At 38.1% G+C, this 13,379-nt stretch carries 10 protein-coding genes and 1 pseudogene; 6 read left to right on the top strand and 5 right to left on the bottom strand.

Translation table 11 applies throughout. From position 1 onward, the window contains the following. Nucleotides 1-69: 69 nt before the first annotated feature. The 6 genes and pseudogenes from B5V89_RS00390 to B5V89_RS20345 form a co-directional block, all read left to right on the top strand. Nucleotides 70-282 (top strand): hypothetical protein, encoded by a 213-nt coding sequence (locus tag B5V89_RS00390; protein ID WP_066230441.1) that lies wholly within the window; start codon nt 70-72, stop codon nt 280-282. A 217-nt stretch (nt 283-499) separates the two neighbouring features. Next, nucleotides 500-1,519: a DUF3231 family protein gene (locus B5V89_RS00385; RefSeq protein WP_108069976.1), complete on the top strand. Its 1,020-nt coding sequence runs from the start codon at nt 500-502 to the stop codon at nt 1,517-1,519. A gap of 149 nt (nt 1,520-1,668) precedes the next feature. Beyond that, nucleotides 1,669-1,989: a metal-sensitive transcriptional regulator gene (locus B5V89_RS00380; protein WP_107921408.1), complete on the top strand. Its 321-nt coding sequence runs from the start codon at nt 1,669-1,671 to the stop codon at nt 1,987-1,989. 16 nt (nt 1,990-2,005) lie between these two features. Continuing rightward, nucleotides 2,006-2,212, top strand: a complete 207-nt coding sequence (copZ, locus tag B5V89_RS00375) for a copper chaperone CopZ (RefSeq protein WP_066230449.1) — start codon at nt 2,006-2,008, stop codon at nt 2,210-2,212. An 80-nt stretch (nt 2,213-2,292) separates the two neighbouring features. Beyond that, nucleotides 2,293-4,716: a heavy metal translocating P-type ATPase gene (locus B5V89_RS00370; protein ID WP_108069974.1), complete on the top strand. Its 2,424-nt coding sequence runs from the start codon at nt 2,293-2,295 to the stop codon at nt 4,714-4,716. Nucleotides 4,717-4,959: 243 nt separating this feature from the next. After that, nucleotides 4,960-5,133 (top strand): annotated as a pseudogene (locus B5V89_RS20345) (HD domain-containing protein); the annotation flags it as partial. 449 nt (nt 5,134-5,582) lie between these two features. Here B5V89_RS20345 and B5V89_RS00365 read toward each other — a convergent pair. From B5V89_RS00365 to B5V89_RS00345, 5 genes are all read right to left on the bottom strand, one after another. After that, complete coding sequence (locus tag B5V89_RS00365; protein WP_108069972.1) at nt 5,583-7,220, bottom strand: amidohydrolase; 1,638 nt, start codon at nt 7,218-7,220, stop codon at nt 5,583-5,585. A gap of 20 nt (nt 7,221-7,240) precedes the next feature. Then, nucleotides 7,241-8,608, bottom strand: coding sequence for an APC family permease (locus B5V89_RS00360; protein ID WP_108069970.1), 1,368 nt, complete (start codon nt 8,606-8,608; stop codon nt 7,241-7,243). Nucleotides 8,609-8,717: 109 nt separating this feature from the next. Beyond that, the gene (locus B5V89_RS00355; protein WP_108069967.1) at nt 8,718-10,055 is read right to left on the bottom strand and encodes an APC family permease; all 1,338 of its coding nucleotides are present in this window, start codon (nt 10,053-10,055) and stop codon (nt 8,718-8,720) included. A 159-nt stretch (nt 10,056-10,214) separates the two neighbouring features. Then, a complete protein-coding gene (locus B5V89_RS00350; RefSeq protein ID WP_412733868.1) occupies nt 10,215-11,693 on the bottom strand; it encodes an aldehyde dehydrogenase family protein in 1,479 nt (492 codons plus the stop codon). Between the two features lie 231 nt (nt 11,694-11,924). Next, entirely contained in the window at nt 11,925-13,310 is a 1,386-nt protein-coding gene (locus B5V89_RS00345; RefSeq protein WP_107920542.1) for an aminotransferase family protein, read from the bottom strand. Nucleotides 13,311-13,379: the final 69 nt, after the last annotated feature.

The following is a 13,379-nucleotide window of genomic DNA, read 5'->3' as shown; positions in this document are numbered from 1 at the left end:
AAAAATAATTAGAGGTGTTGTCCAACATTAGGCAGCACCTCTTCTTTCTATTAATCGTCAAAATGAGAGATGCAGCCCAAGATTGGAATTCAAAAGGGAACTTGGTCGTCAAAACGAGAGAATGAAATCCCAAGATCAGAATCCAAAAGGGAACTTGGTCGTCAAAATGAGAGAATGAATCCCAAGATTGGAATCCAAAAGGGAACTTGGTCGTCAAAGCGAGTGAATGCAGCCCAAGATTGGAATCCAAAAGGGAACTTGGTCGTCAAAGCGAGTGAATGAATCCCAAGATCGAAATCTAAAAGGAAACTTGGTCGTCAAAGCGAGTGAATGCAGCCCAAGATTGGAATCCAAAAGGATTATTTCTTGAGCATATCAGGTGATTTAGAACGAACTATCCACTAATGTAGTGTTTTTTTACTAACTTTTTATCCATATACATATTACAGAAGATTTTGTGAAAAATAACAAAAAAAGTCTGAATTATAGGAGGTGCATCATGGAAAAAGAATATCAGGTGAAGCTTACATCAACAGAAATTACAGCTCTTTGGGGATCTTATATTAATGACAGTGCTATTTCGTGTAAACTGGAATATTTTTTATCCAAAGTGGAGGATAAAGAAATTAAACCAATAATCCAACATGCTATAGAGATTGCTCAAGGTAATTTAAGAACTTTAACTGAAATTTTTAATAAAGAAAAGTACCCAATACCATATGGGTTTAAAACGAATGAGGATGTTGATCAATCAGCTGCTAGATTGTACTCAGATACCTATGTTTTGTATTACCTCCATCAAGCATGTCAAATTGCCATTCAAGGTTACAGTGTTAATTTGTCTTTATCAGTTAGAGCAGATGTATACAGCTATTTCAGTGAGTGTATTTCACAATTGACTACATTTCTCAGAGAGATAAAGGAGCTGTTATTATCCAAAGGTCTTTATATTAGGGCTCCTTATTTACCAATCCCAGAGGATATTGATTTTGTTAAAAAGCAAAGTTTCCTTAAAGGCTTTTTTGGTGAAAAAAGACCCTTAACTGGTACAGAAATTACGAATCTTATTACCAATTTTGAGAGAAATGCTTTTGGAGCAGCAACTTTACTAGGATTTAGCCAGGTTGCTCAATCAAAAGAGGTTTCCGAGTTTTTGTTCAGGGGAGTGGAGATTGCTAAAAAGCATTGTGATATTTTTGAATCTACTCTTAATGAGGCTTATCTTCCTGCACCTATGACATGGAATATAGAGGTAACAGACTCAACCTCTTATACTTTTTCAGACAAACTAATGATGTTTTATACAACAGCACTTATTGCACTCAGTATAGGATTTTATGGCACAAGTATGGCAATGAGCCCAAGAAAGGATTTGGCTTTGCAATATGTAAGACTTTCCGCTGAAATTGCAAAGTATGCTGAGGACGGTGCAAAAATCATGATTAAAAATGGGTTTCTTGAACAACCCCCGATGGCTCTTGATAGAGAGGAATTAGCAATGCAAAAGACGAAGGAATAGGCAATATAGCCCTGACTTAGTAGAGGGCTTTTTTCTTTGAGCATGAATACTGATTTAAAAATGGGTGATTAAATGTAAAAAAAGGTATTCTTAATCTCTTGACATACTCTAGGGGGGTATTGTATATTTTGAGTGTGGAGGTGAAAGGGATGGGAGAAAACATGAATCATGATTGTAATCTTTCTGAAGGAAGAAAGAGTCATCATTCCGATAAAGTGAAGAAAAACTTAGTTACTCGTTTAAATCGAATTGAAGGCCAAATTCGTGGAATAAAGGGATTAATCGAAAAAGATACTTATTGTGACGATGTTATTACCCAAATCGCGGCTACACAGTCAGCTCTAAACAGTGTGGCAAAAATCCTTCTAGAAGGACATTTAAAAACGTGTGTCTTAGAACGAGTGAACGAGGGTGACACAGAAGTTTTAGACGAAGTACTTTTAACAATAGGAAAATTAATGAAAAAATAAATAGGAGTGAGTATAAATGGAAACAATTACTTTGAATGTTAATGGAATGTCATGTGGTCATTGTGTAAATGCTGTTGAAGGAAGCGTCGGGAAATTACAAGGTGTGAAATCAGTAAAAGTACATTTGGAATCAGGAACTGTAGACGTAGAATTTAATCCATCCGATGTATCCTTAAATGAAATCAAGGAAACAATTGACGATCAGGGGTATGACGTTGAATAAAAAAGGAAAACGTGCCTAAAAAAGCACGTTATCTTTTTCAATGAAATATACCCCCCACCAGTATAAAAGAGGTGCTAGATATGAGTAATGAAATCAAAGAAACAGATTATCAAATTATAGGAATGACCTGTGCAGCATGTGCCACAAGAATTGAAAAAGGGCTCAAAAAAATGGATGGCGTAAAAGAAGCCAATGTTAATTTAGCACTCGAAAAGTCCTCTATTAAATACGATCCTGAGGTAGTATCTGATCAAGATTTTCAAAAGAAAATTCAAAGTTTAGGATATGATGTTGTAAAGGAAAAAACAGAATTCGATATTTCAGGAATGACCTGTGCTGCTTGCGCGAATAAAATTGAAAAAAGATTAAATAAATTAGATGGAGTGGACAATGCCGCTGTTAACTTTGCATTAGAGACTGTTCTTGTGGAATACAACCCTGAACACGTCTCTATACCAGAAATGAAAGAGGCGATAAAAAAGCTTGGATATAGCCTTGAACAAAAGAAAGAAAATGCAGAGGAACAGGTGGACCATCGCCAAAAAGAAATTGAAAAACAACAAGGAAAATTTATATTCTCGCTAATCTTGTCATTTCCGTTATTGTGGGCAATGGTTAGTCACTTTAAATTTACGTCTTTCATTTGGCTTCCGGATATGTTTATGAATCCTTGGGTACAATTTGCCCTTGCAACACCAGTGCAATTTATCGTCGGTAAACAGTTTTATGTGGGCGCTTTTAAAGCGTTAAGAAATAAAAGCGCAAATATGGACGTCCTTGTTGCACTAGGAACATCGGCTGCTTATTTCTATAGTCTATATTTAAGTATTAGATCGATTGGCTCCGGCGCTCATATGGTAGAACTCTATTATGAAACAAGCGCTGTCCTTATTACTTTAATTCTGTTAGGAAAACTGTTCGAGGCAAAAGCAAAAGGGCGTTCTTCTGAAGCGATTAAGAAGTTAATGGGATTACAGGCTAAAAATGCAATTGTCGTTCGCGATGGCAGGGAGATGATTATTCCGATAGAAGAAGTTTTACAAGGGGATATTGTGTATGTTAAGCCGGGAGAAAAAATTCCGGTAGACGGAGAAATTGTAGAAGGCGAGTCGGCACTTGATGAATCGATGTTAACAGGGGAAAGTATTCCGATTGATAAAGCGGTTGGAGATGCAGTTATTGGTTCCACGATTAATAAAAATGGTTTCCTAAAAATCAAAGCAACAAAAGTCGGTAAAGATACAGCTTTAGCACAAATTATTAAGGTAGTTGAAGAAGCACAAGGTTCAAAAGCACCGATTCAGAGATTAGCTGATGTCATATCAGGGATATTTGTACCGATTGTAGTCGGTATTGCGGTTATTACTTTCTTAATATGGTATTTCTTCGTAAGTCCTGGTGAGTTTGCGGAAGCCCTTGAAAAATTTATCGCGGTATTGGTTATCGCTTGCCCTTGCGCACTAGGTCTAGCTACTCCAACTTCGATTATGGCTGGCTCCGGTCGTGCAGCCGAATTTGGGATTTTATTTAAAGGTGGAGAACATCTTGAAACAACCCACCGCATCGACACGATTATTCTTGACAAAACAGGAACAGTGACAAACGGAAAACCGTCTTTAACAGATGCTATATTAGCAGAAGGCATGGATGAAAAGGAATTTCTAACGTTGGTTGGTACGGCTGAAAGCAACTCTGAACATCCACTTGCAGAGGCAATTGTTGAAGGGATAAAAGAAAAAGGGATTGAGCTGCTGGCATCTGAAACATTCGAAGCTATTCCCGGTTTCGGCATTCAATCCACAGTGAATGGCAAACAATTATTCATCGGAACACGCAGACTCATGGCGAAGCGAAATATTAGTGTGCAGGATCAATTAGCAAAAATGGAGAACTTGGAAAAGCAAGGGAAAACGGCAATGCTCGTTGCCATCGATGGACACTTTGCCGGGATTGTGGCCGTTGCAGATACCATTAAAGAAACTTCAAAAGAAGCCATTTCTCGTTTGCACAGTATGGGATTAGATGTTGTGATGATTACAGGGGATAATACCCAAACAGCACAAGCCATTGCGGATCAAGTGGGGATAAAGAAAGTCATTGCTGAGGTTTTACCGGAAGGCAAGGCAGAAGAAGTCGAAAAACTTCAGAAAGCTGGTAAAAAAGTAGCAATGGTCGGGGATGGAATTAATGATGCTCCGGCACTTGCAACAGCTAATATTGGGATGGCGATTGGTACAGGTACCGATGTAGCGATGGAAGCTGCCGACATTACCCTCATTCGTGGTGACTTAAAGAGTATTGCGGACGCAATATTCATGAGTAAAAAGACGATTACTAATATTAAGCAAAATCTTTTCTGGGCGCTTGCTTATAACTGTATAGGCATTCCCATTGCAGCGGTAGGTTTCTTAGCACCGTGGTTAGCCGGTGCAGCGATGGCATTTAGCTCCGTATCGGTTGTTCTCAACGCTCTAAGACTGCAGAGGGTTAAGTTAAAAGTTTAATTATAGAAAGGAGTAGCTTCCATGAAAAAAAGTGTCATGATTTGGGCGACTTCAGCAATCGCTTACCTTGGGATCATCATCTTAGTATACAGTGTTTTTTGCTAGCATAAATCCAAAAGCAGATGAACCCTCTAATTCGTAAATAATAAATGGGCATGGATTATGCCTACGAGACTTGTCCTGCTGAAGATTAATGTTATTTTAAAAGTCCGATACACCGAATACGGTATCGGACTTTTTTGAGAAGCTGACATACATACATGGCTACCGATTGAACAAAAAATGACATTTATGCTCGGTAAACATACCGATTTTGACCCTGTTCTATCGGCATTCAAAGAATTAATTGAAGCTGAAGGTGAAAAGAAGTTGAGAGATGCAGGTATTGATACTTCTAAATTAAAAAATGAGCTATAAGTTTTTAAAATATCATATAATGAAAGTTGTAAAATAAACGGAAAAATTCCGTCTAAATCGGGAAATACCCATATTTCCCTAAAAATAAAGGAAGTTTTTCCGGTTATCTTATCAAAATCGTTGGATTTTGTCTTTTTTAGAGCAGTTAACCGGAAAACTTCCGGTTATTTCTGCTTCTTAAGCCTCTTTAATGTGCATTAGCCGGAATTTCTCCGCCTATGAATTCTCATATCTATTTTCCTCCAAATTATCGTATGTAAATTCTAGTTACATTTAAGAACACCACGTCTCGGTGTAACTAAATCCCATTATATCAGCATTTTGATGGTTGATTTTGGAGTTTTACATGGGGTTAAAGAATATAAAAAGCATGGCATTAAATTTCCATGCTTTTTCGTAATTATCTAACCTGTTTTTTCACTTTTTGCACTTCAAAAGGGACCCCTAACTTAAGTGTACTGTTTGTTTAACGACTTAGTATCATCGAAAACAATATTCCCGTCAGTAATTGTTAGCTGTACCTTTGTATCGGGTATCTCTTCAACAGGGATGTCAAAGAGGTTCCGTTCTAAGACGACGATATCAGCAAGCTTACCTGCTTCTAATGTACCTAGTTCATGCTCTCTAAATGTACCATAAGCCGGTCCGGCGGTATACGCCTTCAATGCTTCGGCAAGTGTGATCCGTTCATGTGGATGCCATACCGTTTTTCCGCTGTTGTCGATTCTCGTTACGGCCCGATAAATTTGTAGGAGTGGATTAAGGACGTCAATTGGGAAGTCCGTTCCAAACGCTAATCTTGCACCGGATTTTTGTAATGTATTAATTAGAAAGACATACTTTTCTCTTTCGTTTCCAATTCGATCCGTGTAGACACCTCGTTCAGACATTGCGAAATGATCTGGTTGCATGGAAGCAGTAACGTCTAACTCTTTGAAGCGACCGATATCATCAGGGTGAATCACTTCAACATGCTCAATCGAATGACGTGAATCTCGCTTACCATTCTTCTTTTGTGCTTCTTCATAGGCATCTAAAGCAAGACGAATTGCGCCATCGCCAATTGCATGAAAACGAATGCTGAATCCTTCTTTATCCACATCAACAACCCATTTTTTTATCGTATCAGAAGGAAATGACATTTCTCCACGTGTTTCGGGTTGATCCGCATATGGCTCGAGTAAATAGGCGGTGCGAGGGGTAATGACGCCATCAATAAATTGTTTGAGACCTGACACACGAAGTTTATCCGATTGATAGGTATCTCTTAATCGTTTGACATGTTCAAGATTGCCATTTAAAGCAGGCCATAAATGAACTCGCGTTGTTAATTTCCCATTGTCTTCAAATTCTTTGAAAACATCAAAATCATTAAGAATCTCCAATGATTCCGTTGCAAATAAGTCGTGAACGGCCGTTACGCCTGAACTGGCAGCATGTTCGAGGAAATTTGCGAATAGTTCTCTCTTTTCTTCTTTTGTAAAATTATAGGCATGACGAATAACTAAACCCATTGCTTTTTCGTATAAAAGGCCATCTGGTTCCCCGTTTTCATCTTTACCGATAATGCCGTAAGAGGGGTTTTCTGTATCTCGATGAATGTTTGCAATTTCCAAAGCTTTCGAATTTACCCAGACATAATGTCCTTCAGCGTGAAACATAAGTGCTGGACGATCGGGGAGAATACGATCCAATGAATAGCGATTCGGTAATTGTTGCGTATCCCAATAACCTGCATCCCATGTTGTGCCGATCACCCATTGATCTTCCGGTATTGACTCGGCAAATTTGCGAATGATTTCTAACGCTTCTTCTTCCGAACGTGCAGGAAATAAATTGGCACTGTTCATCGCAACCGCCCCATCCATAATATGCAGGTGGAAATCATGAAATCCCGGCATAATTAATTGATCATTAAATTGATAGATTTTCGTATTCTCTCCTAAATAAGGTTTAATCTGCTCATCAGAACCAATCGCAATAATTGTCTTGTCCTTTATCGCAATAGAAGCGGGTTCCGGTTGGTCAGAAAGCCCTGTAAATACAGCGTTACTTGAAACGATTATATCAGCTAGTTGTTGATTCATTATCAATCTATCCTCTCTTTTTATAGATTAGCTTCATTATTACTCAAATTTTCATCAAAACTAAGTTCGGGAGGTGGTTTTCTAAACATTTTTGTTAAGTTTAATAGATAGATAACCCCGATAAGAAGCCAAGTTCCCCCCAGTATCAGTGAATGTATGTCTAGTTTTATCCAAAATAATCCTGTTAGTGAAGCTCCGATTAACGGAATTATAAGGTACCGAATCGTTCCGATCATCGATCTCTGTTTTTTTCGGAAAAAAAAGTTTGAGATAACCGAAAGATTAACGAAAGTAAAAGCAAAAAGTGCCCCAAAATTTATGAGAGATACGGCTGTTGTTAAACTTAAGAAAAGTGAACTTAAAGCAATGACTCCTATAATTAATATATTATAGACAGGTGTCCGAAATTTAGGTGAAAGATATCCAAATACTTTTGCAGGAAGTACACGTTCACGTCCCATGGCATACAAAATACGTGAAGCGCTTGCTCCTGATGCAATTGATGAAGCTAAACTTGCGATGATTCCTTCTGCAAGAAAAAAACTAATCAAAAAGTTGCCCCCAATATAAAATGCAATTTCCATATAAGCGGCCTCTGGGTCTTTAAATGATTGGTAATCCGGCCAGATTAGCTGTAAAAAATAGGACCCAATAAGATAATACAATCCACCAATGATAGTAATAAGATAAATCGCCTTAGGGAGCGTTTTTCGAGGATTTTTCGTTTCCTCGGAAAGAGTTGTAGCTGCATCAAAACCTAAAAAGGAAAAGCGTAGAATTGGAATCACAGACATGAAAGACGATAAATCTACATTTGAATCAATAAATGGAAGGATTGAAAAAAGTGTTCCCGCTCCTTGACCATTTAAAAGCCCTTTTATTGAAAAGACAACGAACAACGCAAGTGTTCCGAATTGCAGGATTAGAAGTGCTGTATTAACTTTAGCTGCTACCTTTATGCCTAGTATATTTATAACAGTAATTATTAGGATAAAAAGAATGATCCAAACGTACATAGGAATGGAAGGGAAATAAGCCCTCATGGCTATCCCTAGTAATAAAGCACTAATCATTGGACTGAACATATAATCTAGTATAATTGTCCAGCCAATGATAAACCCAATGTGCGGACTAAGTGATTTTTGCGTAAAAGTATAGGCTGCGCCCGCGTTTGGATAGGCTTTCACCAATTGCGCATAACTGTAGGCTGTAAATAACATAACGAATAGGGCGACAATATAAGCGGTTGAAATCATTCCATTTGTGCTATGAGCAGCAACTCCATATGTTGAAAACAACGTTGTTGGAGCCATGAAGGCTAAACCAAAAAAGACAACATGTTTTAATGAAAGGGAGCGCTTTAGAGTTGGTGAGTTTGTATCATTCATTTACCATTCCTCCATCCCCAAACGTCTAAAAAATTTATTATCCATGACACCGCCCAAAGAAAAGCGCAGCGTGATAACAGTAAATTTCACCAATGCCCTGGTACGATCTTTACATTTCCTGTTCTTGAAAATCAATTTTTGGCGGCTCCTTTTTGAAAAAACCTGTAGATATAGTTAGGTAGATAACACCAACAATAACCCAGCTAATTCCAAGTGTAATCGCAATGATATTAAGACTGCTCCAAAGGTATAGGATAAAACCTAGACCGATAAGGGGAGCTATCAAATACCCTAGTGTAAAGCCGAGGTTTTTTTGCTCTTTAGATGTAAAAAACAACACGATGACACAAATATTCACGAAGGAAAACGCAGTAAAGGCACCGACATTAATCAAAGAAGTTGCTGTTTCTAAATCTAAGAAAATGGTTGTTGAAGCTAAAACCCCAATTAATAGAATACTGTACACCGGTGAGTTGAACTTTGGATGTAAATACCCAAAGAATCGTTGCGGTAATACCTTATCTCTACCCATTGCATACAACAAACGTGATGCGCTCATTTGCGCTGCTAAACCGGAAGCAAATACGGAGAACAAAGCTCCTGCCGTGAAAATAGATAGAAATAGATTTCCGCCAATCATATATGCAATTTCTGGGGAAGCTCCTTCGATATCTTTAAATGTAGATACATCTGGAAATAGGGATTGCATAAAGTATGTGACCGTGAAGAAAAAAATTCCACCAAACGTTGCAACTAGGATAATTCCCCTAGGAATGGTCTTTTTTGGCTTAATTGTTTCTTCAGAAAGTGTTGTGATTGCATCGAATCCGATAAAAGCTAGGGCTAGTAATGCTGCAGCAGTGAAAAGACCGGAAAATTCCTTGCCAGAAGGAAATAGATTTATTGGAGCAATAAAATGCTCAGGTCCTTGTGCAATCGAATGATACGTTAGGAAAATAAAAATGATCCCAATTAGAACTTGAAACACAACGAGCAACATATTTACCGATGCTGCTAACTTTACACCGAAGATGTTTAAAACACTTATGATAATGATTAGTCCTACAATCCAGACCCACCCGGGAACGCCGGGTAATGCTGCGGAAAGGTAAATATTTGCTAATAAAGCATTAATCATTGGAAGTGCTAAGTAATCGATAAAGGAGACCCAACCAACCATTATCCCAACGTATGGATTTATAAGATTTTTAGTATAAGAGTAAACAGAACCTGCAGCAGGATATCTTTTTACTAGTTTTCCATAACTTAAAGCAGTAAAAAGAATTGCGGTAAAGACAACTATGTATGCTGCTGGGACATGACCTGAGGAAATATCAGATGCAATTCCAAACGTGTCAAATACAGCAAAAGGTGACATGTAGGCAATCCCTATTGCAATAATATGGAATAAATTTAGCCTCCGTTTCAATCGATTCGTTTCATTCATAAAACCATTCCTATCTATACAATTTGGAATTTTCGGACGTTACTAATTGTAGTAAGGTTATATAAGACTTTTTGAATCGGCTTTTAAAAGGAAAAACTCAGAAATTGAAAAAGTTTACCTAACAATCCTCATCAGATAAAGGATTGTTAGGTTCGGTATTTAATCTAGATTAACCCACACACTTTTAACTTCAGTATAATTGTCTAATGCGTAGGACCCCATTTCGCGGCCGAATCCGGATTGTTTATAACCACCAAAAGGAACGCCTGCATTCGTGAGATTATAGCAATTGACCCAAACGGTCCCAGCTTTTAATTTTCGAGAAATTGTATGGGCATTTTTTAGGTTTTCAGTCCAGAGTCCTGCTGCTAAGCCATAACGACTATTATTCGCACGGGAAACAACTTCGTCTAAACTACTATAAGGCATTGTCACAACAACTGGCCCAAAAATTTCTTCTTTTGCAATAGTCATCTCATCTTTAACATCGGCAAATACTGTTGGTTTCACAAAGAACCCTTTTTCTAACTTCTCTCCGCCAATTAAGAGAGATGCCCCTTCCTCAACGCCTTTATTTACATAGGAAGTCACTATTTCCTGTTGTCTTTCTGAAATTAGTGGACCCATTTCGGTTGTTTCATCAAGTCCATTGCCTAATTTAACATTTTTCGCATAATCTACTAGTCTATCGACAACTTCATTGTAAAGATGGTCTGGAATAAACACTCGGGAACCGGCGCAGCAAACTTGACCCTGGTTCACCATTATGCCGGAAAATACACCGGGAATAGCTTTATCTAAATTGGCATCAGGCAATATAATATTTGGCGACTTTCCGCCTAATTCTAAGGTCACACGTTTCATCGTATTTGCTGCTTCTTTCATGATTGCCTGGCCGACAGGAGTGGACCCGGTAAAAGCAATTTTATTCACTTTTGGATGTTTAACAAGAGCATTTCCGGCGGTTTTCCCAAACCCATTAATAATATTAATAACCCCTTTAGGGAATCCTGCTTCTTCTATTAGTTTTGCTAAATATAATGCAGACAATGGTGTTTGTTCTGCAGGTTTTAAAATAATCGTACAACCAGTTGCTAAAGCTGGTGCTATTTTCCATAGTGCCATCTGGATAGGAAAATTCCATGGAATGATTTGTCCAACAACACCAACAGGTTCATGATGTGTATAGTTCAAGAAGGAATTGGAAATAGGGATGGTTTGACCCATCATTTTTGTCGCCCATCCAGCAAAATACCTAAGATTTTCAATCGCATTTGGTAAGTCACCATGGACCATCTCATTGATCGATTTACCATTGTCTAATGTATCTAGTTGAGCTAAAACATCAAAATCCCGTTCCATTAAATCGGCTAGTTTATACATTAATTTTGAACGGTCATAGGCGCTCATTTTTGGCCAAGTTCCGTATTCAAAAGCCTTTGATGCGGCCTCAACTGCTAGGTCAACATCAATTTCGCTCGCTTCATAAATCGTTGCCAGCGCTTCACCTGTTGCCGGATTAATCGTATGAAATGTGTCACCTTTGACAGATTCAACTTCTTTTCCATTTATAAATAATTTTTTTGGTCCTTTTAAAAATTCACTCACCTTGGGATGTAGTTTTACGACATGATCTATCACAACGAACCTCCTATATTAAAAATTGTTCTCACTACTTTTCTTAATAAATAATAGACCGTTCCTTTCCACTGCAGGAACCTGCTTTTTCGCGGTGAGAAGTCGAGCCTCCTCAGCGCTCCTGCGCTTGTGGGGTCTCGACTTTTCCTCTATATCCCGCAGGAGTCAGGTTCCTTCCACTCCAATCCACTCTGCGTTTTCAATTAATGCAACAATCTTTTAGAAAAGAGTTTAAAGTTTTTTTGACAGAGCTGAAAGCGAGTCATCGACAATATGGATAATTTGTTCTAACTCGTTTTTCGTGATGATAAGAGGTGGAGCGATTGCGATAATATTCATTCCGGGTTCAAAGTCAAATGGTCTGATTAGTAAGCCTCTTTGATAACATTCATCGACGAGGGAAACAGACGCTTTTACTGATTCGTCGAATGGAATGATTGCATCAGGATCTTTCATTAAATCAAAACCTGCCAATAAACCTTTCACCCTTGATTTTGTAACGAATTCATATTTATCTTCTAAATAATGCAGTGCTTTTTCTAATTCAATCCCCATTCGATACGCATTTTCAACAAGACCATCCCGTTCTAATATTTCAATATTTTTTAAGCCGACGGCACAGGCAGTTGGATGTCCACTATAGGTAAATCCGTGTGCCAGCATCCCATCAAATTGTGAAATCGCATCTCTAATTTTTTCCCGCATGACTACGCCGCCAAGCTGGGCATATCCACTTGTAATCCCTTTAGCAATCGACATAAAATCAGGAACAATGTTCCAATGATCAACGCCGAACATTTTACCAGTACGGCCAAAACCGCAAATTACTTCGTCTGCAATGAGATGAATATCATTTTCATCACACAATTTTCTAATTGCTTGTAAGTATTCATCTGGTGGAATATGAACCCCGCCCGCACCTTGAATAGGCTCGACAATCACAGCAGCGATTTTATCTTTTCCTTCTTTTTCGATAATGCTTCTAATACTGCCTTCATATTCTGGGTGATTCTTATCACCAAGTTCACATTCAGTAACATGGGCTTTTGCATTTACAATGTCGGGATCCATTGAACCAGAAAAATCACGATACACATCGATTCCCGTTGCTCTTTGTGCTGCAACAGTTACCCCGTGATATCCTCTTCTTAATGAAATAATTTTTCTTTTTTCTTTATACCCTTGTAACTGCCAATAAAATCTTGAAAGCTTGAATGCTGTGTCATTTGACTCCGAACCGCCAGATGTAAAGAAAACGGTATTTAAGTCTCCAGGTGTTAAGGATGCGATTTTTTCGGCTAAGCGGACAGTTGGTTCATTGGCATATCCGTAGAAAGCGGAAGCATATGCAATATCGGTCATTTGTTTATAAGAAGCATCCGCCAATTCTTTATTTCCGTGCCCTAGATTGACATTCCAAAGCATAGATACACCATCAATATAGGTGTTTCCTTTCATATCATACAGATTGATCCCTTTTCCACTCGTAAAAATAATTTTTGGTCCACTTTCAGCTTGAGCTTTTGGATTGGTAGATGGGTGAAGAAGATGTTTAACATCAAGCTTCGTTAATTCAGCGGCTAAAGATTCCTTTTGAACGATTTGATTTTGACTCATATCTATCACTCCTATGTTAATTTTCTAATTTGATTTGTTATAAGGCATAATGATTGATTACTTGAATAG

This window comes from Heyndrickxia sporothermodurans, from assembly GCF_003055045.1.
Lineage (GTDB): Bacteria > Bacillota > Bacilli > Bacillales > Bacillaceae_C > Heyndrickxia > Heyndrickxia sporothermodurans.
This window is presented reverse-complemented; position numbering and strand designations above follow the sequence as displayed.

What these genes read in the sequence shown, in the direction of transcription:
- B5V89_RS00385 (WP_108069976.1), top strand. Translation starts at nt 500, where the DNA reads ATGGAAAAAGAATATCAGGTGAAGCTTACATCAACAGAAATTACAGCT.
- B5V89_RS00390 (WP_066230441.1), top strand. Translation starts at nt 70, where the DNA reads ATGCAGCCCAAGATTGGAATTCAAAAGGGAACTTGGTCGTCAAAACGA.
- B5V89_RS00365 (WP_108069972.1), bottom strand. Translation starts at nt 7,220, where the DNA reads ATGAATCAACAACTAGCTGATATAATCGTTTCAAGTAACGCTGTATTT.
- B5V89_RS00345 (WP_107920542.1), bottom strand. Translation starts at nt 13,310, where the DNA reads ATGAGTCAAAATCAAATCGTTCAAAAGGAATCTTTAGCCGCTGAATTA.
- B5V89_RS00360 (WP_108069970.1), bottom strand. Translation starts at nt 8,608, where the DNA reads ATGAATGATACAAACTCACCAACTCTAAAGCGCTCCCTTTCATTAAAA.
- B5V89_RS00355 (WP_108069967.1), bottom strand. Translation starts at nt 10,055, where the DNA reads ATGAATGAAACGAATCGATTGAAACGGAGGCTAAATTTATTCCATATT.
- B5V89_RS00370 (WP_108069974.1), top strand. Translation starts at nt 2,293, where the DNA reads ATGAGTAATGAAATCAAAGAAACAGATTATCAAATTATAGGAATGACC.
- copZ (WP_066230449.1), top strand. Translation starts at nt 2,006, where the DNA reads ATGGAAACAATTACTTTGAATGTTAATGGAATGTCATGTGGTCATTGT.
- B5V89_RS00380 (WP_107921408.1), top strand. Translation starts at nt 1,669, where the DNA reads ATGGGAGAAAACATGAATCATGATTGTAATCTTTCTGAAGGAAGAAAG.